The following is a 23,442-nucleotide window of genomic DNA, read 5'->3' as shown; positions in this document are numbered from 1 at the left end:
TACTTCTGCGAAATGAAGAGTCAAAATTTTTATGAAATTATATAGTTTTCAAGAACATTTATTAGAATTAAAAATAAGACTTCTTAGAATATTTACTGCTTTTATAATTATATTTGCTATTTGCTATTATTTTAGCGGCAATATTTATAGTTTTTTATTAAAACCGCTTGCTAAGCTAAGCGGTGATACGGTACGAAATATAATTTATACAGGGCTTACAGAAGCATTTTTTACCTATATTAAACTTGCAGCTTTTACTGCTTTTACTATTATTATACCTATAATTGCTTTGGAGTGTTATTTATTTATCAATCCAGGGTTACACCACCATGAAAGAAAAATTATCGCTTTTATTCTTTTTATGTCGCCTATTTTATTTTGGTGCGGTAGTATTTTTGTTTTTTACTTTGTAATGCCGAAAGCTTGGAATTTTTTTCTTAGTTTTGAAAAGCGTGATATGATAGTACCGATAGTTCTGGAAGCAAGAATTAGCGAGTATCTAAATTTAGTTATTCATTTAATTATTGCTTTTGGAGCCGCTTTTCAACTACCAGTTGTGATAATAATATTAAATATACTAAAAATAGTTAAGGTACAAACACTTAAGCAAAAAAGACGCATTGCCGTGGTAATTAACTTTATTATTGCAGGAATATTAACGCCTCCTGACATTTTAAGCCAGTTTGCTCTTGCAATACCGCTACTTTTATTATATGAAACTTCAATAATGATATGTAATTTTATAGAAAAACCGAGGACACTAAATGTTAAATATCAAATGGATTAGAGAAAATCAAGAATTATTCGATAAAAAGCTTAGCCAAAGATTTATTGAACCTATGTCTAGTAAAATTGCTATGCTCGACGGAGAGAAAAGAAAAATTACGAGTTTAATTCAAGAATTTCAGCATGCACGCAAGGTAAAATCAAAGATTTTAGGTAATATGGCCTCTAAAAGTGGCGAAGAGTTTGAAGGGCTACAAAGAGATGTCAAACATATAAATGAGAAGTTAGAAAAACTTGAACAGGATCTAAATAATAATAACGAATTAAATGAACTATTAAATATGCTTCCTAATATTCCGGATGAAGAAGTACCTTACGGAATGGATGAAAGTATGAATAAACTAGTTCGTACTTACGGAGAGACAAATCCAAATGCTTTGAATAAACAGCATTTTGAACTAGGTACAAAATTAAATTTAATGGATTTTGAACAAACTGCTAAAATTTCTGGAGCTAGATTTGTAACGTTAAAAGGTGATTTAGCAAAGCTAGAACGTGCTTTAATTAACTTTATGATTGATGTTCATACTAAAGAGTTTGACTTCTTTGAGATATCACCTCCGGTATTAGTTCGAGATAATGCTATGTATAATGCAGGACAACTACCTAAATTTGCCGAAGAGTCTTTTGCAACAACAAATGGTTATAGACTAATTCCAACCGCAGAAGTATCTTTAGTAAATATAGTCACCGATACTATTATACCAAGAGAAAAATTACCGATGCGTTATGTTGCTTACACCCCGTGCTTTAGATCAGAAGCAGGTAGTAGCGGTAGAGATACAAGAGGTATGATTAGATTACATCAATTCGGTAAAGTTGAGCTAGTATCTATTACTATCCCTGAAGAATCAAAAAATGAGCATGAATATATAACTAATGCATCAGAGACTATTTTACAAAAACTGAATCTTCCTTATCGTGTTATGTTACTTTGCACTGGAGATATGGGATTTGCGGCAAAAAAAACCTATGATATAGAAGTATGGCTTCCGGGACAAAAGCAATATCGTGAAATTGCTAGCTGTTCTAATTGTGGAGATTTTCAAGCACGTAGAATGAAAGCAAGATATAAGGAATTCGGCAGTAACGAAACTACCTTAGTTCATACTTTAAATGCTTCAGGATTACCTATCGGAAGAACTATGGTTGCAATACTTGAAAATTATCAGAATGAAGATGGATCAATAACTATACCTGATGTCTTGATAAATTACATGGGAGGGTTACAAAAAATCACTACATATAGTGAATAATTGTTTATTAAATATAAATAATAAGGTAAAGTTTTGTGATATACTCGTCTACTTACTGTTCATTTATTCGAGTATATACTTAAATAATTTGAAAAATTGGCTATGTAGTGTAGAAGATGCGGTTGCATGAGTTGATTTTTCCGTTGTCACCCCGTGGCTTGACCACGGGGTCCAGAGTAATAAAATTATTAGTATTATTAGTTATATTTAGATCCCGCTACAAGTGAGCTAGGATGACACTTGAACGTTACATAGTATACAAAACGATAATTTAAATTCAGGTTATTTGTGTTTAGTAATTTACGAAAATTTGACAAAGATATATATAATTATAATGCTCCTAATTTTATACCTATAGCATGTCATTATAATGAAAATACTTTACTTACCAAAGACAGTAAATTACTACAAATTATAAAAATACACGGCATTAACTCAGAGAAAATAAGCGATAACATACAAAATTTACGTGAAATGGTTAGAACTTCTATAAAAAAGAATATAACCGGTTATGATTTTGCTTTTTGGCTACATACCATACGAGAAAAACAAAATTTAGATGATTCCACTCCTTACAAAAAATTATTACCGGCAAATATTCATGCACTATGGCAAAGAAAAAACCATTGGAATGATAAATTCGTTAATACTTTATATATATCTATAGTACATGATTCTGCTAAAGTTGACATCAAAAATTTTAACTCTTTAATAAATTCTTTATCTAATAAATTAATTACTGATTTTGAAAATAACTACTTAGATTCAGCTTTTCAAAAACTAGAAAATATCACTAATAATATTTTAAACGATTTAAACGAATTCGGTGCTGAGAAACTTGGTATAATATTTGAAAATGATAATGTTTTTTCTAATCCTTTATTTTTATATAATCGAATAGCTAACCTTAATAATAATGATTGTTTGGTACCTATAATAGATTTATCCGATGCACTAGGTAGAAGTATTTATACAATTAGTGGCGATAAAATGGTAGTTACGGATCATGAGAAAAATAACAAATTCGCTTCTTTACTATCTATAAAAGAATATCAAGAAACTCCTTCTAATACACTGGATAAATTTTTACAGTTACCGATTGAATTAATAATAACTGAAATATTTTACTTTGTTAGCAAAAAACAAGTAACATCCAAATTGCGTGGTCAAGATTATATTCTAAAAATTACTAATGACTCAACTTTACTTAATCACAAAGGGATTAATAAGCTTGATGCAGCTAATTTAAATTTTCAATTTTGTAATCAGCAAATTTCAATTGCCGTTATAGAAGAAGATGAAAATAAACTAGATGCAGCCGTAGCTAAAGCATCAACCGAACTTTTTAAACTTGGTATTATTCATGTAAAAGAAGATCTTAATATTGAGCAAATATTTTGGTCACAATTACCTGCTAACTTTGCCTTTATCCGCAGAATGTCACCATTATCCGTAGAATATATTGCTTCTCTTACCGCTCTTCATAATACTACACTCGGTAATCAATATAATCCTTGGGGTAAGGCTATAACTTTACTGCGAACCGAGAAAGGTACTCCATATTTCATGAATTTTCATGATAAAACGAATAAAGGTAATACTTGCATCTTTGGTACGGAAAAAACCGGCAAAACCGTATTATTAAACTTTCTAATATCAGAATCGACTAAATACGATCCAACAATAATTTATATCTCTAATAATAATGATTCTAAAATTTTTATCGAGTCAATAGAAGGCAAATGGTTAGAACCGGACAAACAAATTATCAATCCATTTTTAGTAGATGATACAGAAAAATCACAAGCTTTCATTTTAGAATTTTTAAAATTAATCAGCGGTCATTATATTTCACCTCTTAGCGAAATAGAGATATCATTTCTAGAGAAATTAAGAAATAAAATTTTATCAATTGAAAAAGAAAAGCGTATTTTTTCCGATATTTTAAAATTAGAGGATTTTAAGGAGGAAGGAGGAATACAAATACTTGATAAACTTAAAGTTTTTACCGAAGGACAATTATATTTCGGATTATTTGACGGACCATCTCTTAACATTGAAGAAGGGAAAGTTATAGGGTTCAATTTATATAAACTTTCTGATGAGCCGTTTTCTAAACAATTTTACCCAACGGAGAGGAAATTTTTAGAACAATTTAATAATAATTTAAAGAAACATCAAGCTATTTGTGCAGGAGTAATTTATGCTTTTACTTATCATTTAAGCCTAATTGGCACAAAACCTAAAATATTTGTTGCCGATAATTTTGATAAACTTTATAGACCTGAAGTTTATTATGATAATATAAATTTAATCTATAATAATTTATCTCAAAATAACGGTATTTTCGTCAGTAATTTCAATTTTATTTATCTTAAGTCATATCCAAAATATACTATAAAACCTTGGCTTGATTCAATTAATACTAAAATTATTCTACCGTCTGACGTTAAAATAGAAGATTTAGATAAAATTTTAGGTTTAAGCGAGCCGGAAATACGAAAATTATCACAGCTAATACTTTCTGCAAGAATGTTCTTAATTAATAAGGATAATGAATCGATAGCTTCTGAATTAAGTATTGCCGCTTTAATAGGAATTGTCCGTATTTTATCAAGCAGACAAGAGGAAATGGATATTTATAACAAAATACTTGAACAACACCAAGGTCCTCCGGATAATTGGATTAATTACCTATATAATGAGTTAAATACGGACTAATATTTCACTCTGTAACCTTGTTTTTGTGTGGTACGAAATAATTTATGTCATTCCCGCGAAAGCGGGAATCCAGTAAAATATATAAAAAACAAGTTTTTTATATATTTTTTCATCAGATATGTAACTTACTATGTCAATATTGAAGTTATTTTTCTAGATTCCCGCTTTCGCGGGAATGACATAAAAATCCATACAACAAGGTCAGGCAAGCTACGGAGTGACAGCAAAAAATTAACATAAAAAACCATATTAAAGTGTTAAAAAAATATTTACTACTTTTCTTATTTTCATTTTTCTCATTTAATGTGCATGCATCTATTTGGGATGATATAGCCGATTGTCTTAGCGATCCCTGTAATTGCGGACAAAGCGATAGAACGGAGTTTTGGAATAGAGGTGGCAACAACGAAGTAAAAAGAGGACCTTTTAAACCCGGTACATTATGTCCACCTTGGAATAAAAGCGACGGTCGTGATAGTGATACTTGTTTATTAAAATTTGATTACCCAGGTACATTTATCGGTTTTTTACTCAATAGATGTGCGGAAGAATCCCCTGATAGTAGTTACTTTACTCCAAAAATTCGTATTAGAGTTCAAAGCTGTAATGCCGCAGCTTGTTGGAATCAAAACTCCACCTTAAATTGGGATGGAGAATGTGTATTATGGCCTACAGGTTACAGTCTACCTCTAACTAGAGTCTGTGCTAGAGTTGCCGTACCGGATATGCCTACGCCTCCCGGAATAAACGCCACACCTTCCCCTGCAGATCCAGGTTATACCGATGGAGTACATCTCAATAAAGTCGGTTATACAGAAACTGATAATAAGATAATAGGTGTAGACGGAAAAATAGTTACTTTAAAATCTCCTAAACTTTGTGCTTATAGCGACCCTGGACTTGTTAACCTTGTTTCAGATTCCGGTGTACATCTTGATCCGATGGACTGGAATCCTAATCGTCAACCTCTTCATCAAACTAACGAACTTAGTCCTATTGCAAAAGTATTAAAATTTTTAGTTGAAACGGTAAAAGGAACAAGTTTACCAAGTTTATTAGGGCAGCTTCTTGGTATGATAGATCAAGATTCAGAATTTATAAAAGTACTTCAATCAATACTTAACGCAATAGGAGAGGTTTTTAATTTTTTCCCTAGTTTAATAATAAAAGTTATTGAAGCACTTGGATCATTAAACGGTTCTGTAGATAGCTATTCTTTTGGTTGTGTACAATTACCTTTAGGACCTTTTCCACCGCCATATTGCCTAAGTTTAGATTATATTAGCATTAATGCTAGTGCTAATAATGTATGTAGCATAAAAGATGCAAGCGGCAATTTTGATCAATCTTCTACTAGTCCGGCGTGTGTAGTGCCGTCTAATATTAATGTTAAAAACAATATTGTTAATAATACCATACGTGTTAGCTTTAGCAATCTTGTTCCGCTTTGCACAGGATCAAACTCTGACCTCAAAACTTGTGTAGAGCCACGTAATACAGATTTTTCTTCAGCAAAAATTACTCATACTAATACGGCTTTTAAAGATTTAATTAAATCGTGTAAGAATACTTCAGGCAGCACCCCATGTATTAATACAGATATATCTACGCCATGTAGTGTTACGGCTAACGGTTGTAATGAGGGATTTAGAATAGTATATTCACAGAAAATTGGAAATGTAGAAACACCTAGCGATTACTACATAAGCGATATACCGGACTGTCCAAGTTCTAGTTCAACTACCTGCCAAAAAGTATGGGGAGTTAATATAGGCGAATTTAAGGATGTAAGCGTAAAGTTTCCTAAGATACAAGGGCAAGATACAAATAGCTTAATACCTATAAAGACAGATGTCACCCTAAAAGACAATAACGGTAAAGATAGAAAACTTTATGTCTCTATTAGTAATACCGAAGACGATAAGCAAAATCCTAATAATATTTGCTTATTTGAGTCCGGTAATTTAATAGATTGCGTACCGAGAGTAAATCATTCTTATAGTCTAGCTGCTTATGAATGTTCAAGACAATATGCCGGAATTACCTGTACTAATAACAATGCCAACGATGCTTATTATAAACCGCAATTCATTGCTTCAATGCAGGTAAGAGAGAAACAAACAGATGGGACTATTAACATTATAGATGAAACAAGCACTCTTGTAACACCGTTAGCATATGCCGGACCTCCACCTCCCAACCCCACGGACACAGAAAGTATAGTAATGCTTGCCGGTTATAAGTATAGTTCTTCCGTTGCGTTTATACCTAAAGTTCCACTAAAAGATCCGACAAATGATAAATATATTGCTATGCCGTTTTCAGAAGAGAATGCTCTAAATCAGTTGACTATTCACGGTAAATATAAAAATAAAAATGATCCAAATGAAAAAAATACCAAACCTTACGATAGTAGCGGAAATCCAAACCTGGATACAGTATATTTAAAATATTTAGAATATGTAAACGGTAAATATATCCAAGGTGGAACGCATGCTTGCTTGATGCCGAAAAATTTCCAACATTGTAATCCTATGCCGATTCCTACTTTACCTGATGGTTCACCTATTCCCGGTTACAATAATGACTCGATAAATTGTGTACTTGCTAAACTAAACAACAACAATACTATAAATTGTAAGAATTTTAAAAATACATATAGCCTTAAATATCCAAACCTTGGTTTATGCAGCAAAGATATAAATACAAGTAGCTGTACTCTAAAAGAAACAGTGGAAGGTATTACTATTTATGCTTGCAATATAAATAATATTCCAAGTAACTGCTATACTAATAATAATAGCCCTAATACTCCAGTATGTGTTTTAAGTAGAGATTATAAAGATAGAATCGAGCCAGGACCTGACAAAGGACCAACATTAGTACCATTAGATGATAAATCAAAATATTATACAGTGACATATACAAAAGGAGATGAGAACACTCCTCCTGAACCGACATATAAAGCTGAGACTGAGGATGTAAGAGATAAAACTTGGCAAGAGCTAGATCTTTGTGCTCCTATATTAGTACCTACTTGTGCTAAAATTCCTAGCACAGCTGATGCTCCTTCCGGTAGCACCCACGGTAATGCAGAATGGGATGAAAGCGATATAGGAGAACTTGCAATAGGAAGATGCCCGACGAATTGGATAGTTATTGATCCTAGTAAACCTTTAGAACGCCATTGTTTATCATACTTTGATAGAAAAGTTGTTGAATTTGAACCTTTAGGTCAAAATGTCGGATGTAGAAAATCTACAGGATTGCCTATAAAAGTCGGTCATAACGACTTTCCATCAAGCCAATTACCTGAGACCCCTTATAATCCGGTAACTAAAATAGGTGACTATATCTTAAACAAAAAACCGGTATCGCAGGGAAGCATTATGGCATTTCCAAAGGATGGGGCATTTATAGAAGCAAAAGATGAACCGGACAATACAATATTGCATACTGTAGAATTCAAAGTAACTTTAGATGCAATAATGGACGATATTGAGTATTTTAGAGTAGAAGATTTATGGTACGATGATTGCACATTAATATATGTCAACGGCACAAAGCTACTTAGCCTCCCCACTGACGTTAATTCTCTAGATGAGAAAAGGTACTGTAACAATGGAAATGACCAAGGTCAAGCATTACAAGCTAAAGTTAATAATCAACCTATTAGTAGAAACAATCCTATTAATATCAAACCTTATTTAAAACAAGGAGAAAATACTATCAGATTCCAGCTAAGAGTTATGTTTGGTGGAGGACTATATTTCCACATGCAATATAAAATGAAGAGATAAATAAATGAGTTGGATTATTTTTTATACGGTAATCGCTGCTTTACTGGTTCTCGATTTGGGAATAGTACACAAAAAAAATACCGTAATGAGCTTTAAAGAAAGCGTACTTTTTAGTCTTTTCTATTTTGTAATAGCTTGTTTATTCGGTATCTATGTTTACTATAATACGGGGGCAGAACATGCTCGTGAATATTATACTTGCTTTCTCATTGAGAAAGCTATGTCCCTTGATAATATTTTTGTTATCTCTATTATTTTCCAATTTTTTAAAATTCCCGGGAAATATCAACATCGTGTTTTATTTTTTGGTATAATAGGCGTAATAATATTCAGAGCCATAATGATTTACGGCGGTATTATTCTTATAAATAAATTTGCCTGGTTATTATATATTTTTGCCGTAATACTTATTGCTACAGGTATAAAAACTTTCTATGTATCACATAAAACTTTTGATATACAGAATTCTTATATTTACAAGTCAATAGTAAAAAATCTAAATATTACTCCTAATCTTGAAGGGGATAAATTTGTTGTTAAACGTAATAATAAACTATATTTTACCCCTCTTTTTATATCTCTAATACTGATAGAAGCAATAGATTTAGTCTTTGCTATAGATAGTATACCGGCAATATTTGCAATTACTAATGATATTTATATAATTTATACTTCAAATATTTTTGCTATTTTAGGTCTTAGAGCCTTATTCTTTTGTTTAGCAGAGATCGTAGAACGTTTCAGTTATATAAAATATTCTTTGGCTTTAATTTTAATATTTATTGGCTTTAAAATATTTGTTCATCATTATATAGCAATTCCGGCATATGTTTCGCTCATTGTAACTATTACTTTATTACTATTTGGTATAATTGCTTCCATAATTAGAAAAAATATGATTGACCATTAATAAAGGGGGTATATAATATTTTTTTATTTTTTAAGCAATTATAATGACTAAATTACTAAAATTATTTTTTATTACTATCATCATTTTTAATAACATTGCTTTTGCAAAAGAAACAGGGTTCTATATAGGAGCAGAAGGCGGAATAGTTGAACCGGTCGTTAGTAAATTCCGACATAAACACTCAAATACCGAAATAATTTTAAAAAAATCAAGTATGTATAGCGGAAAAATAGGCTATATAATATATCCACAGATAGCTATTGAATTCTCAGCAACTTATCAACCTAAATATCATCTGCATTACATATTACCTCAGCAAAATTTAAGTAATGGTCTCACTATTCCTAAAACCCCGGATAATACTAAAGTATTATCAAATATATATATGCTAAATCTTATTTATGATTTAGAAAAAATAAAAACTTTCACGCCTTTTGTAATACTTGGAAGTGGAATAGCACAAGTAAAAGTTAAGCCTACCTCCTCTAAGTGGAGTGTTATAAATGGTGATTATTTTAAAGTAAGAAGAACTCATAAAAATTGTGTTGCGTGGCAAGCAGGTCTTGGAGTCTCACAAGATGTAACTTCAAATTTAAGTATTGATGCAACCGTAAAATTACAAACGGCATATAGAGTAAGAATTAATTATGATACGCTTGATATGAAAACAGGACAATTCGTGCCGGCAAATCATATCAAAAAAACTATAGCCGTTGGAGAATTTGGTGTAGGATTTACTTATAGATTGCCATTTTAAGAATTCTGTGAAATATTTATATGAAAGCTGCAATGTCATCCCGTGGCTTGACCACGGGATCTCAGAACACAGCCTGTGATACAAGATCCCGCGGTCAAGCCGTGGGATGACATGAATAATCCAACTATATAAGGAAAAAATATGTCCTCAAAAGCTACTAACTCTTCTTCTACTCTTAACGGTCATGATAAAACGGCTAAAACTACCAAGCCTGTTCTAAATGGTGCGGTTTCAAATCATAACACTTATGATGAAGTGCCGTATGAAAGCTACCCATATGCTCTTACAAATCCTTATCACTTAAGTACACTTGCAAATCTTTTCGGTGTGAATGCTCCTGAAGTCGAGAATGCAAAAATATTAGAGCTTGGTTGTGCAGCAGGGGGTAATTTAATACCACATGCAGTTCTTTATCCAAAAGCTCATTTTGTTGGGGTTGATTTGTCTAAGGTACAAATTGACGAAGCAAATAAAAATGTTAAAGAACTAGGATTAAAAAATATAGAGTTCCATCATTGCTCGATAACCGATATTGATGATTCTTTCGGTAAGTTTGATTATATAATTTGCCATGGCGTAATTTCTTGGGTACCAAAAACCGTTAGAGATAAAATTTTTGAAGTTTGTAATAAAAATCTTAGTTCAAACGGAATAGCATATATTAGCTATAATACCCTCCCTGGCTGGAATATGGTCCGTACTATTAGAGATATGATGATGTATCATTCTAGTTCATTTGCAAATGTACGTGATAGAATAGCTCAATCTAGATTGTTACTAGAATTTGTTAAGGATAGCTTAGAAAACTCTAAAACTCCTTATGCAGAAGTATTAAAAACCGAAGCAGGGCTGCTTGCTAAACAAACCGATCATTATTTACGTCATGATCATCTAGAAGAAGAAAATGCTCAATTCTACTTCCATGAATTTATGAATGAAGCAAGAAAGCACAATTTACAATATTTAGCCGATTGTAATCTTTCGACTATGTATCTTGGTAATATGCCACCAAAAGTAGTAGAGCAGTTAAAAGCGGTGAACGATATAGTTAGAACTGAACAATATATGGATTTCATTACGAATCGTCGTTTTAGAACCACCTTACTATGTCATAGTGATATGAAAATTAATAGAAATATTAATAATGATGATATAACGAAATTTAATATGATCTTTAATATAGTGCCTGAAAAGCCGATTAAAGAAGTAGATCTTAATAATGCTTCCGAAGCCTTAAAATTCTTCTTAAACGGTAATAAAGATTCTAATTTAACAACTAGTTCGCCTTACATAAAAGCTATTTTATACACTTTCAGCGAGAATCTAAATAATCCGTTAAGCTTTGAGAAAATAACCTCTGAAGCCAATAAAAAGCTACATAATACTAAATTAAACGAAATTAAAGCTGAGCTTTTAAATAATGCAATGAAGCTAGTACTACAAGGTTATATTAGTATTACAAATCAGAAGCATCGAAATAACCCTGAGCTTGATAAACCTAAAACAACAAAAATGGTGATACATCAAGCAACCCATACACCTTCTATGTGGGTTACAAATTTAAAACATGAACCTATCGGCGTTAATTTTTTTGAGAAGTTTGCACTTAGATATATGGACGGTAAACATGATAAAAAAGCAATCATTGAGGCTGTACTTGGTCATGTAGAAAAAGGCGAATTAACTTTAAGTAAAGAAGGTCAAAAAGTAGAAAATAAAGAAGAAATATGCAAAGAACTAGAAAGCTTATTTACTCCGATGATCGAGAAATTTTCTTCTAATGCTTTGTTGGTGTAATATATATTTCGTCATTGCGAGCGACTGTAAGCATTGTTGCATGGATCATTTTATACATTCCCGCCTACGTGGGAATGACATCGATGACGATGTAAGCGGTACTCAAAAACACAAAATAACTCATGTTCATATTTTTTTATTTATTTGCAACATTAATAACTATTAGTAGCTTATGCGTTGTTTTAAGCAAAAATTCCGTATATTCGGTATTATGGTTAATTTTTGCATTTATCAACGGTGCAGGACTTATGATTTTGCTTGGAGCAGAATTTTTAGCTATGATGCTGATAGTGATTTATGTTGGAGCTGTAGCAGTATTATTCTTATTTGTGATAATGATGCTAGATATGCATTTTAATAAGACAATAATACAGTTAAAAGAAAATCTTGCTTTAAGTATTTTTATAGCTCTAATAATGTTTGCTGATTTAGTAACAATTATTTTACTTGGCACTAAAAATATTAATTTCAGTTCGGATGTATCGTTTGCCATAACAGATAGTATCTCAAATACTAAAGCAATAGGTAACGTGCTTTACACTGATTTTATGCTACCGTTTCAAATGGCGGGACTTATCTTATTTGTTGCTATGATTGCATGTATTACGTTAACACTAAAAAAACGTGAAGGAGTAAAACATCAAGATATTATAAAGCAACTCTCCCATAATAAAAGTAATGTTGTATTGATGACAAAGCCTACTCTAAATAAAGGTGTCGAGAATATTAAATATGAATGAATATATTTCGCTTAATCATTATTTAATCTTAAGCAGCTTAGTTTTTACTATTGGGATGTTTGGATTATTTATGCATCGCAAAAATATTATCAATATATTAATGTCCATTGAGTTAATGCTGCTTGCAGTTAACATAAATTTTGTTGCATTTTCCATATATATGCAAGAATTATCAGGACAAATTTTTAGTATTATAATCTTAACCGTAGCAGCTGCCGAAACCTCAATAGGACTTGCGATATTACTAATATATTTCCGTAATAAAGGCTCAATTGAAATCACTGACATTAATCAGATGAGGGGGTGAGATGTATCAAAATCTTGCCATAATGATCATCATGTTACCGCTTACATCTAGCGTAATAAACGGGTTATTCGCAAAGACAATAGATAAAAAATTAGCTCAAATAATTGCAACCGGCTTCTTATCTTTATCTGCCTTATTCTCATTAATAATATTTTGCGATGCGGGCTTAGACGGAAATATAATCCATATTAAATTATTACCATGGATTGAGGTTGACAATTTTAAAGTAAATTGGTCTATTTATATCGATCAGCTCACTAGCATAATGTTTATAGCCGTAACATGGGTATCTAGCGTCGTGCATATCTACTCGCTTGGCTATATGGCGGAAGATAAGGGGATTGTACGCTTCTTGTCTTTTCTTTCTTTATTCACTTTTTTTATGTTAATACTAGTATCAGCTGATAATTTCTTACAGTTATTTTTTGGTTGGGAGGGCGTCGGCGTTTGCTCATATTTACTAATTGGTTTTTGGTATTCAAAAGAATCCGCCAATAAAGCAGCGATTAAAGCTTTTATAACTAATAGAGCCAGCGATTTTGCCTTTATCTTAGGCATAATAACGATTATTGTTTATTGTGGTTCGGCAAATTACAAAGATGTATTTTCATCTGCAGAGTTATTATCTAATACAAAAATATTTTTACAATTTTCTATTCTAGATGTTATTTGCTTGTTATTATTCATCGGCTGTATGGGTAAATCTGCACAGATCGGTTTACATGTATGGTTGTCTGATGCGATGGAAGGACCGACTCCGGTATCCGCACTTATTCATGCAGCAACCATGGTAACGGCAGGAGTATTCTTAGTAGCACGCTGCTCGTATTTGTTTGAATATAGCCCTTTAGTTCTACAGCTTATTACAATAATAGGCGGTGTTACTTGTCTTTTTGCCGCAAGCATTGCTATTATGCAAAGCGATATCAAAAAGATTATTGCTTATTCTACCTGTAGCCAGCTTGGTTATATGTTTATGGCTTGCGGGGTATCTGCCTATAATAGCGGGATATTTCACTTAGTAACTCATGCCTTTTTTAAAGCCTTATTATTCTTATCAGCCGGCAGTATAATACATGCAGTTCATGAGCAGGATATTTTTAAAATGGGTGATTTAAGAAATAAAATGCCGATAACTTACGGAAATTTCTTAATCGGCTCACTTGCATTGATAGGTATTTATCCTTTGGCAGGGTTTTACTCTAAAGATTCGATTTTAGAAGCAGCCTATAGTAGCGGCTCGTTTATGTTCATTTTTGGGATAGTGGCAGCAATACTTACCGCTATTTATTCAATGAAAATTATTATGTTGGTATTTCATGGTAAAACTAAGATAGAAAAAGATGTTTTTGAGCATGCCCATGAACCGGCTAAAATAATGAATAATCCTCTTATATTACTTGTCGCTGGGAGCTTTTTTAGCGGTATGATCGGCTATTATTTACTTTCTATGGACAAACCAAACGGCTATTTCCATGAAAGTCTATTTAATTTACATATTTATAAACTACTAATTAGCCACCCGCCTTTATATATTAAGCTACTACCTATGGCAGTTGGCATAGTTGGGATTGTTATCGGTGCTGTCATTCCGTGGCGGGGCCACGGAATAACGACTTCAACACATTTCAGACTAATTACCAATATATTACATAACAAATATTACTTCGACGAAATATATAATTTCTTAATTGTGAAACCTATTAACTATTTAGCTTCTTTATTTTATCTTAGCGATCAGAAAATAATCGATCGTTTTGGACCAAACGGTTTTTCACGAGTCGTTAATTGCTTTAGCGTCTTGACCTGCAAAACACAAACAGGATATGTTTTTAATTATGCTTTGTATATTGTATCGTTTATTGTTGTTGTAATTAGCGTTTTCGTTTGGAAAGGCTAGTATACTTATGGAATTAAAAACTAAAACTGTCATTGCGAGGAGGTATCGTTGCGTGGATATTATAGATCGTCATTGCGAAGCCACGAAGTGGCTGCAGCAATCCAGAAAAACAATAAAAAAATTCTGATTTACAGAATTTTTTACTGGATTGCTTCGTCAAAACTTACAGTTTTTCCTCGCAATGACGACCGGGGATTCACACAACAATACCCGCTTACAATGACGGCAAAACTCATAAAATCTTAAAAGAATGTTAGAATTACCTATTATATCTATCAGTATTTTCCTGCCGCTAATAAGCGTGCTATATATTTTGCTGTTTATTAGTCAAAGTAAAAAGGCAGATAAAGCGATATATGTAATGTATGTTGCAGTACTTAGTTCTGTTTTAACATTCATCTCAACTATTTATATTTTAATAGAGTTTGACTCCTCAAACCCCGCTTATCAATTTGTTGAACGCTATGCTTGGCTTGATAAAATCGGGCTTGAATTTCATGTTGGCGTTGACGGTATATCAATATTTTTTGTGGCTCTAACTTCTTTTCTTACTCTTATTTGTATAATCGGAAGCTTATTTACCGTTAAAAAATATATTAAAGAATATTTAGTATGTTTTTTATTAATGGAATCTTTTTGTATAGGGGCATTTACCTCAGTAAATTTATTATTATTCTATCTCTTTTTTGAAGCAATATTAGTGCCGATGTATATCATTATAGGCGTATGGGGTGGCGAAAATAGAATATATGCAGCTCTTAAATTCTTCTTATATACTTTCTTTGGTTCAGTATTTTTCCTACTTTCATTAATTTATATTTATAGCAAAATTCATAGTTTTGATTTAACCTATATTTCTAAACTTACCTATAACATCCCGTTATTTGCTCAGCAAATTTTATGGTGGGCTATCTTTATTGCTTTTGCCGTTAAAATTCCTATGATTCCATTTCATACTTGGTTACCCGATGCACACGTACAAGCTCCAACCAGCGGCTCGGTTATTCTTGCCGGTATTCTGCTAAAACTCGGCGGCTACGGTTTTTTAAGAGTATTACTACCACTATTTCCAAGTGTATCACAAGAATTTGCAATTTATGTAATTTACCTTAGCGTTATTGCTATAATATATGCGTCCCTTGTTGCTCTTGCTCAAAAAGATATGAAGAAGATGATAGCCTATTCATCAATTGCACATATGGGATATGTTACGATAGGTATTTTTAGCTTTACCGAAACCGGGATTAGCGGAGCAATATTTCAGATGCTTAGCCATGGCGTGATTTCCTCATGCCTATTCTTAATAGTCGGTACTTTATATGAAAGATTGCACACCAAAGAAATAGCTAAATACGGCGGTGTAGCAAGTAAAATGCCAGTGCTTGCCACATTTTTTATGATTGCAATGCTTGGTTCTGTCGGGCTACCCGGAACTAGTGGATTTATCGGAGAATTTTTAAGCTTGCTTGGGATTTATAAGGTGAACGTAATAGCAACCTTTATAGCGGCTCTCGGCATAATCCTTGGGGCGGTTTATATGCTGAAATTATATAAAGAAGTTATGCTTGGTGAAATTACCAATAAAGAAATTATGCATTTCAGAGATTTATATAAATATGAAATAATCTCAATAGCTCCTTTAATATTATTGATTATTTACTTTGGTCTAATGCCCAGTTCTATTTTAAATGTATTTCGTTTATCGCTAGAAAGTTTGTTAGTTAGGTTTTGAAAAATTAGCGTCATTGCGAAGAAACATTGTGGCACGGATTGAGAAACGCATTCGATGTCATACCGTGGCTTGACCACGGTATCCAAAAAAAACAATTTAAAATACTAATAATTTTACTGGATACCGTGGTCAAGCCACGGTATGACACATGATATGCTATTACTTCATCAATTACAATTTAATATAGAACAAAGAAATTTATTTGATCTATGTATCACTTTTCTTCCTTCTTGTATCACCTATATAAAAGGAGCTAATGGTTGCGGTAAAAGCTCACTACTGCGAATGATAGCAGGAATTATGCAACCGAGTAGCGGTAATATCTACTATAAAAATAGTAATATCAACAATATCCCTAAACCATACTGCAATTATATCGGTCATAATTTAGGTCTAAAATCCGAAATGACTGTTTTGGAGAATCTAAAATTTTGGTCAGAAATTTATAATTCCGCTGAAACCTTATACGCTGCTATTCATTACTTTAAATTACAAAATTTATTAGATGAAAAATGCTATAGTTTATCTAGCGGAATGCAGAAAGTCGTAGCCGCAGCAAGACTTATTGCCTGCCAATCTGACTTATGGCTACTTGATGAAGTTGAAACTAATTTAAGCAAAGAAAATAGAGATTTGCTAAATAATTTAATTGTTATGAAAGCAAATAGCGGAGGTATTGTTCTTCTATCCTCTCACCTAGAAAATTCCATAAAATCTGCACAAACATTACAGCTGGATTAATTATTATTGTTTTGAGTATTTTTATAAATTTTCCAATGTACAATAAAAAATATAAGGCTAACTATAATCCAAATTAAACAATTAATTATTGTACTTACAGCACGTGCTTTAGTAACTTCTATATATTCATTCTTATAACTAATTCTCTTTTCTTCTAGCTCCTTTGGAGGCAACCCTTTTAATTGTTCATATAAATCCTTATCATATGATTTTAGCTTTAAATATTGCTCATTAGTACTATATTTTATAAGTTCCTCTTTATTAGTATATTCCGGTAGGAATAGTGTAATGAAGGCATTAAATGTAATAGAAAGCGTTATCAATAAAACTATAGTAATAACAAAACAAACTACCATACTATAAATCTGTTTTATAAGCATAATTTCTCAGTATTTTATAATCGTTTATAATTATAAAAGCCAAGCAAAAAAAGCAATACTTATAGTGAATTACAAAAGTTTATGAAATTTCGAACCTTGCATTCGAAATTTCATGATATAATCTTTTTAAAGATAAAATTATAATTTATGAAAGCTATTGTTAAACGCCCTCATTATTTAGAAAAGATAACAACACAATTTTTAAGTCATAAAATTGTAGCTCTTTTAGGACCAAGGCAATGCGGCAAAACTACTTTAGCCCGTCAATTTGCGAAAGGACAAAAAGAAATACATTTTTTTGATTTGGAAGATATAAGAGATTTAGCTGCTTTAGAAAACCCGTATATTGCACTTGAAGGTAAAAAAGGTTTAATTATTATTGATGAAATTCAAAGATTACCGGATTTATTTCCTATTTTGCTGGTTCTAGCTGATAAAGATACAGAGCAGTGTTTTTTAATACTCGGTAGTGCTTCAAAAGATTTAATTAGACAATCGTCAGAAACACTTGCAGGCAGAATAGCTTATATAGAAGTGCATCCTTTTTCTTTATTAGAAGTAGATAATGTAGAACAATTACATCTATTCGGTGGATTTCCGAATTGTTATCTCTATCCAAAAACAGGCTTTGATTGGTTAGAACAATATATTAGGACTTTTCTAGAGCAAGATATTCCAAACCTTGGCTTCTCTATTCCGCCTGCTACATTACGTCGTTTTTGGACTATGCTTGCTCATTATCACGGAAATATTTTTAATGCTTCTGAAATTGGGGAGTCTTTAGCAGTAAGTGATCATACTGTCAAAAATTATCTAGATATTTTATCCGGTACTTTTATGGTACGTCAATTATATCCTTGGTTTGAAAATATTTCTAAACGTCAGAAAAAACGACCTAAAATATATTTTACTGATTCAGGTATATTTCACCATTTAATTGATATTTATTCACCTGAGCAATTATTAAGACATCCAAAACTAGGAGCAAGCTTTGAAGGATTTGCTCTAGAGCAAATAATACGTATTTTTAATAAACGCAGTGAGGATTGTTATTACTGGGGGATACATCAAGAAGGAGAACTAGATTTATTTATAAGACATAAAGGTTTAAAGCTGGGTTTTGAGCTTAAATTTAGCGATGCTCCTACTCTTACTTCTTCGATGCATAAAGCAATGGAATATTTAAAATTAGATGAATTATTTATTATATATCCCGGAACAAGAAAATATCAATTAGAAAGCAATATAACCGTTGTGCCGGTTAAAGATATCGTAACGCTTGCGTAATTCTATAGTACCGGACAGTTTATAAAAGACTCGTCATTGCGAGCCGGCATTTATGCCGGCGTGGCAATCTCAGGAGTTTTTTTATATTATCTTATTTATATTATCTTATGAGATTGCCGCATCGTTGCTAACGCAACTCCTCGCAATGACGAGGGATTTTCAAAAACTATCCAGTACTATAGTAATTTACCTATACTCATAATCCTTATGTAATTTACTAGCTAGTGCCTGCTCCCATTTGTCACCGTTTTGCAGTAATCTTTCTTTATCGTAAATAAGTGCCGTATGAGTTAGAGTTGCAAACTCAAAATTAGGTCCTTCAACTATCGCATCTACAGGGCAAGCTTCTTGGCATAACCCGCAATAAATACATTTTGTCATGTCTATATCATAACGAGTGGTACGTCTACTGCCGTCATCTCGTTCGTCCGCTTCAATCACTATCGCTTGTGCCGGACAAATTGCCTCACAAAGCTTACAAGCAATACAACGCTCTTCACCGTTTTCATAGCGACGCAGTGCATGCTCACCCTTAAATCTAGGGCTAACAGGACTTTTCTCATAAGGATAATTTATGGTAACTTTGGGCTTAAAGAAGTACTTTAAGGTCAAAGCCATCCCACGTACTATCTCATATAGAAAAAATGATTTTAAATAGTTTATCATAATATTAAAAAAATACCTGTCATCCCGTGGCGGGGCCACGGGATGACAATGTAGAACAATGATACTCTCCCCCTCTAAACACTCGGCAAATTATCTGTATAAACAAGCACGCTCGACACTAACACCACCCAAAACAAAGTTAGAGGTAAAAATACTTTCCACCCCAAACGCATTAGTTGGTCATAACGATATCTCGGCAAGGTTGCTCTAATCCATAAAAAGCAGAACAATAAGAATCCGACCTTAAATACAAACCAAAAGAACCCCGGAATACAATCTAACCATGATACATTAAAGGGCGGTAAATAACCTCCTAAAAAGAAAGTCGTAGTCATTGCACTAACTAATATCATATTAGCATATTCACCTAGGAAAAATAAAGCAAATCCCATAGAGGAATATTCAACATTATAGCCTGCGACTAGCTCAGATTCTGCTTCAGGTAAATCAAAAGGTAACCTATTTGTTTCGGCAAGCACTGAGATAAAAAACACGACACCCATAGGTAGTAGCATTAAATCAATCCACCACGGCATTGTTCTTTGTGCTTCAATAATCCCACTTAAATTGAGAGTACCGGTAGTAAGTAACACAGTAATAATAACGAGTCCCATAGATATTTCATAAGAAATCATTTGGGCCGAGGAACGTATAGCACCAAGGAATGCATATTTTGAGTTACTAGCCCAACCGGCAATAATAATGCCGTAAACGCTTAAAGATGATATAGCAAGGATATATAAAACACCGACATTAATATCTGCAAGAACTACGCCCTTTGCAAAAGGTATAACTGCCCAGCCGATTAAACTTAATATAAAAGTTATCATCGGTGCTAAAATAAATAATATTTTATCGGAATTGGTTGGAATTATCGGCTCTTTGAATAAAAGCTTAACCGCATCAGCAATAGGCTGAAGTAATCCAAACGGACCAACAACATTCGGTCCACGTCGTAGCTGCATTAATCCAATAACACGACGTTCTGCATATGTTAAATACGCAACGCATAAAATTAAAGGTATAGTGATCGCCACCACCTTTAGAGCGATTATAATTAACGGGAGAATATATTCAAAAAAGAGTTCTAGCATGAGAGTACCTCAGTGTCATACCGTGGCTTGACCACGGTATCCAGTAGTACAATACACGCTATATCAACATTTTTACTGGATACCGTGGTCAAGCCACGGTATGACATTATTGTCATGCCGCCTCCTCGTCTCTTGCTTCCTTAGCCTCTACACACTTAGCCATAGTGACCGAGTTTTTACTAATTACATCAGTCATATAATAATTAATAGGTTCCGTAGTTATAGGCTCTTTTGATAACTTATCTTTAGAGCTAAATTTAGCAAATTTATTCTCTGTAATTTTATCAATATTAGCAAATATCTTATATTCTTTAGCAAGTTTGGCTCTTACTTCTTGTAAATCACTCATTCCGATATCTATTTTCAGATAACCGGCAAGCTCTTTAATAATTTCTATATCTTCTTTAGCTGTTCCTACAAGTGATACTGCTTTTTCTGCTATTTGCGGTCTTCCTTCTAAATTTACGTAAATTCCGTTCTGCTCTGTATAAGCAGCCGCAGGTAAAATTACATCAGCATTCGCAGCACCTGCATCCCCATGATGTCCTTGATATATTATAAAAGCTGATTTTAGCTTATCAAATGGGAGTTCATCAGCTCCAAGTAGGTAAGTGAGTTCTAACTCTTCAAGCTTAATAGGAGTATTAAAACCGATGTCAAGACCGCCGACTATAGAAGCGTGATTATGCAGCATATTAAAGCCTTGAAAGTCATCACGCATAATATTATATTCAGCCACTATCTTATGAATAAGCGACAATATAGCATATCCGTCATCTCTTGCATATACGCCGTCACCTACTATAATCATCGGATATTTTGCTGCTTTTAAGGCTTTCGTAAACTCATGAGTACCAATAGCTAGCTCCTCAATAATCTTAATATCACTTTCTAAATCCTGAATTCTATAAGTTTGGTTATGTCCTTCACCTATTCTTGCTACTTTTAATGAACCGGCACGCACTTTCTGTCCTATTCGGCTATTTAACACCGGAGCTATCTGTCTTGGATTTGCTCCGATCAGTAAACATAAATCAGTCTTTTCTACGCCGGCAATAGTTGTATTAAATAAATAATTTCCTCGCTCGTTTGTATCTATTTTATAGTTAAACTGATTAACACTATAATTATTACATTCAAGTTTTTGCAGTAATGTTTTTAGCATAAACATTGCTTCAACAGATGTAAGAGAGCCGGCAATAGCAGCAGTTTTCTCCGGTTTTATAGATTTAATTTTATCTGCTATCGTTTTTAAAGCTTCGTTCCAGCTGGCTTCTACTAACTTACCGTTTTTTCTAACATAAGGGCGATCTAAACGTTGATATTTTAAACCGTCATAACTAAAACGGTTTTTATCAGAAAGCCACTCTTCATTTATTTCTTCATTAACACGAGGTAATATTCTCATTACCTCATCGCCTCTACTATCTATACGAATATTAGAGCCTTCGGCATCATGTACGCCAATGCTAGCAGTATGTTTTAGTTCCCATTTACGAGCTTTAAAAGCATAAGGTTTGGAATTTAAAGCACCGACTGGACAAATATCTATCATATTACCGGATATTTCGGAATCGAGCGTTTGCTCTAAATATGAAGTTACCTCCATATGCTCACCACGATGGATAGCTCCCATTTCTTCTATTCCGGCTATATCATTTGCAAATCTAACACATCTTGTACATTGTATACATCTAGTCATCGCTGTTTTAATCAGCGGTCCCATATATTTATCTTTAATAGATCTCTTATTTTCATAAAATCTATTAGTACCTTTACCGTATCTAAAAGCCTGATCTTGTAGATCGCACTCACCACCTTGGTCACAAATAGGACAATCTAGAGGATGGTTAATAAGTAAAAACTCCATCACTCCTTCGCGTGCTTTTTTTACCATAGGCGTATCGGTGTGAATAACCATACCGTTACTTACCGGCATTGCACAAGAAGCTATAGGCTTGGGTGATTTTTCCATTTCAACCAAGCACATACGGCAATTACCGGCGATTTTTAGACGCTCATGATAACAAAAATGAGGAATTTCTTTACCTGCTTGTGTACAAGCTTGATAAACGGTGCTACCTTCTGGTACTTCTATTTCAGAGCCGTCTACGTTCAGTTTTATCATCTTATTTAATCCAATAAGTCATAGGGTTCGGATAAGCTTGATCCTCTATCATATATTTAAAACCGATGGCAACACGAAGTACATACCAAACAGCAAGTGTAAAGTATAGTACTACTCCAATAATGATAAACGTAAATATGAAACATACAATCCACCCAAGTACCCCAAGGCAAAAAGTACGGAATAAAAACACGTAATGACTAGTAGCAAAATTATCACCTTTATCTTTATTAAGATATGCAAAAAATACTCCAATTAATGGTAATATCGGTGCTACTACCCCGCATAAATATAATATATATACTACAATTAAGTTTTTCTTACCGCTCTCGGTATATTCTTTAAGATGCTTGTCCATATATTTTTCCTTTTTTACTGATTAGAGGTTATCGGTAAATAAACTTTAATTAGTAATTAAAGAGCTTTTTTAGCGAAAATTG

At 32.9% G+C, this 23,442-nt stretch carries 20 protein-coding genes and 1 pseudogene; 14 read left to right on the top strand and 7 right to left on the bottom strand.

Features of this window, described 5'->3' with window-relative positions:
- Nucleotides 1-31 precede the first annotated feature (31 nt).
- The 12 genes from tatC (at nucleotide 32) to SB78_RS05765 (ending at nucleotide 16,706) form a co-directional block, all read left to right on the top strand.
- A complete protein-coding gene (gene tatC, locus SB78_RS05815) occupies nucleotides 32-787 on the top strand; it encodes a twin-arginine translocase subunit TatC (RefSeq protein WP_041079304.1) in 756 nt (251 codons plus the stop codon).
- Nucleotides 765-2,042, top strand: a complete 1,278-nt coding sequence (gene serS / locus SB78_RS05810; RefSeq protein WP_041079303.1) for a serine--tRNA ligase — start codon at nucleotides 765-767, stop codon at nucleotides 2,040-2,042. Before tatC ends, serS begins: the two co-directional genes overlap by 23 nt.
- Nucleotides 2,043-2,330: 288 nt before the next feature.
- A complete protein-coding gene (locus SB78_RS05805; RefSeq protein ID WP_041079301.1) occupies nucleotides 2,331-4,763 on the top strand; it encodes a VirB4 family type IV secretion/conjugal transfer ATPase in 2,433 nt (810 codons plus the stop codon).
- 254 nt (nucleotides 4,764-5,017) lie between these two features.
- The gene (locus SB78_RS05800) at nucleotides 5,018-8,563 is read left to right on the top strand and encodes a hypothetical protein (protein ID WP_041079299.1); all 3,546 of its coding nucleotides are present in this window, start codon (nucleotides 5,018-5,020) and stop codon (nucleotides 8,561-8,563) included.
- A gap of 4 nt (nucleotides 8,564-8,567) precedes the next feature.
- The gene (locus SB78_RS05795; RefSeq protein WP_041079297.1) at nucleotides 8,568-9,473 is read left to right on the top strand and encodes a TerC/Alx family metal homeostasis membrane protein; all 906 of its coding nucleotides are present in this window, start codon (nucleotides 8,568-8,570) and stop codon (nucleotides 9,471-9,473) included.
- A 43-nt stretch (nucleotides 9,474-9,516) separates the two neighbouring features.
- Nucleotides 9,517-10,230 (top strand): outer membrane protein, encoded by a 714-nt coding sequence (locus SB78_RS05790; RefSeq protein WP_041079295.1) that lies wholly within the window; start codon nucleotides 9,517-9,519, stop codon nucleotides 10,228-10,230.
- Between the two features lie 20 nt (nucleotides 10,231-10,250).
- Nucleotides 10,251-10,340: a palindromic element RPE4 domain-containing protein gene (locus tag SB78_RS09435; RefSeq protein WP_146625048.1), complete on the top strand. Its 90-nt coding sequence runs from the start codon at nucleotides 10,251-10,253 to the stop codon at nucleotides 10,338-10,340.
- 31 nt (nucleotides 10,341-10,371) lie between these two features.
- Nucleotides 10,372-12,027 carry a methyltransferase regulatory domain-containing protein gene (locus SB78_RS05785; protein ID WP_041079293.1) on the top strand — a complete coding sequence of 552 codons (1,656 nt, stop codon included), beginning with the start codon at nucleotides 10,372-10,374 and terminating at the stop codon, nucleotides 12,025-12,027.
- Nucleotides 12,028-12,149: 122 nt separating this feature from the next.
- The gene (locus SB78_RS05780; RefSeq protein ID WP_041079291.1) at nucleotides 12,150-12,767 is read left to right on the top strand and encodes an NADH-quinone oxidoreductase subunit J; all 618 of its coding nucleotides are present in this window, start codon (nucleotides 12,150-12,152) and stop codon (nucleotides 12,765-12,767) included.
- The gene (nuoK, locus tag SB78_RS05775) at nucleotides 12,760-13,074 is read left to right on the top strand and encodes an NADH-quinone oxidoreductase subunit NuoK (RefSeq protein WP_011271556.1); all 315 of its coding nucleotides are present in this window, start codon (nucleotides 12,760-12,762) and stop codon (nucleotides 13,072-13,074) included. The genes SB78_RS05780 and nuoK overlap by 8 nt, the downstream gene beginning before the upstream one ends.
- Before the next feature lies 1 nt (nucleotide 13,075).
- The gene (gene nuoL / locus SB78_RS05770) at nucleotides 13,076-14,974 is read left to right on the top strand and encodes an NADH-quinone oxidoreductase subunit L (protein WP_041079289.1); all 1,899 of its coding nucleotides are present in this window, start codon (nucleotides 13,076-13,078) and stop codon (nucleotides 14,972-14,974) included.
- Nucleotides 14,975-15,224: 250 nt separating this feature from the next.
- On the top strand, nucleotides 15,225-16,706 hold the full coding sequence (locus SB78_RS05765; RefSeq protein ID WP_041079287.1) for an NADH-quinone oxidoreductase subunit M: 1,482 nt from the start codon (nucleotides 15,225-15,227) through the stop codon (nucleotides 16,704-16,706).
- Between the two features lie 50 nt (nucleotides 16,707-16,756).
- Here the strand turns inward: SB78_RS05765 and SB78_RS12000 are convergent.
- A pseudogene (locus SB78_RS12000) lies at nucleotides 16,757-16,870 on the bottom strand (palindromic element RPE4 domain-containing protein); the annotation flags it as partial.
- Here SB78_RS12000 and ccmA point away from each other — a divergent pair.
- A complete protein-coding gene (ccmA, locus tag SB78_RS05760) occupies nucleotides 16,860-17,447 on the top strand; it encodes a heme ABC exporter ATP-binding protein CcmA (RefSeq protein ID WP_041079358.1) in 588 nt (195 codons plus the stop codon). The pseudogene SB78_RS12000 and the gene ccmA overlap by 11 nt on opposite strands.
- Here ccmA and SB78_RS05755 read toward each other — a convergent pair.
- The gene (locus SB78_RS05755) at nucleotides 17,444-17,827 is read right to left on the bottom strand and encodes a hypothetical protein (RefSeq protein ID WP_041079285.1); all 384 of its coding nucleotides are present in this window, start codon (nucleotides 17,825-17,827) and stop codon (nucleotides 17,444-17,446) included. The genes ccmA and SB78_RS05755 overlap by 4 nt on opposite strands.
- Nucleotides 17,828-17,974: 147 nt before the next feature.
- On the opposite strand from SB78_RS05755, the gene SB78_RS05750 reads away from it, so the two are divergent.
- Nucleotides 17,975-19,114 carry an ATP-binding protein gene (locus SB78_RS05750; protein WP_041079283.1) on the top strand — a complete coding sequence of 380 codons (1,140 nt, stop codon included), beginning with the start codon at nucleotides 17,975-17,977 and terminating at the stop codon, nucleotides 19,112-19,114.
- Nucleotides 19,115-19,300: 186 nt separating this feature from the next.
- Here SB78_RS05750 and nuoI read toward each other — a convergent pair whose 3' ends face one another.
- From nuoI to SB78_RS05730, 5 genes are all read right to left on the bottom strand, one after another.
- Nucleotides 19,301-19,780 (bottom strand): NADH-quinone oxidoreductase subunit NuoI, encoded by a 480-nt coding sequence (nuoI, locus tag SB78_RS05745; RefSeq protein ID WP_041079281.1) that lies wholly within the window; start codon nucleotides 19,778-19,780, stop codon nucleotides 19,301-19,303.
- Nucleotides 19,781-19,854: 74 nt separating this feature from the next.
- The gene (gene nuoH / locus SB78_RS05740) at nucleotides 19,855-20,874 is read right to left on the bottom strand and encodes an NADH-quinone oxidoreductase subunit NuoH (RefSeq protein ID WP_041079279.1); all 1,020 of its coding nucleotides are present in this window, start codon (nucleotides 20,872-20,874) and stop codon (nucleotides 19,855-19,857) included.
- Nucleotides 20,868-20,990: a palindromic element RPE4 domain-containing protein gene (locus SB78_RS08415; protein WP_081420987.1), complete on the bottom strand. Its 123-nt coding sequence runs from the start codon at nucleotides 20,988-20,990 to the stop codon at nucleotides 20,868-20,870. Before SB78_RS08415 ends, nuoH begins: the two co-directional genes overlap by 7 nt.
- The gene (nuoG, locus tag SB78_RS05735; RefSeq protein WP_041079278.1) at nucleotides 20,987-23,002 is read right to left on the bottom strand and encodes an NADH-quinone oxidoreductase subunit NuoG; all 2,016 of its coding nucleotides are present in this window, start codon (nucleotides 23,000-23,002) and stop codon (nucleotides 20,987-20,989) included. The genes SB78_RS08415 and nuoG overlap by 4 nt, the downstream gene beginning before the upstream one ends.
- Nucleotide 23,003: 1 nt before the next feature.
- Complete coding sequence (locus tag SB78_RS05730) at nucleotides 23,004-23,360, bottom strand: DUF4870 family protein (protein WP_041079277.1); 357 nt, start codon at nucleotides 23,358-23,360, stop codon at nucleotides 23,004-23,006.
- Nucleotides 23,361-23,442 lie beyond the last annotated feature (82 nt).

It is taken from the genome of Rickettsia asembonensis (assembly GCF_000828125.2).
In the GTDB taxonomy this organism is placed as follows: domain Bacteria; phylum Pseudomonadota; class Alphaproteobacteria; order Rickettsiales; family Rickettsiaceae; genus Rickettsia; species Rickettsia asembonensis.
This window is presented reverse-complemented; position numbering and strand designations above follow the sequence as displayed.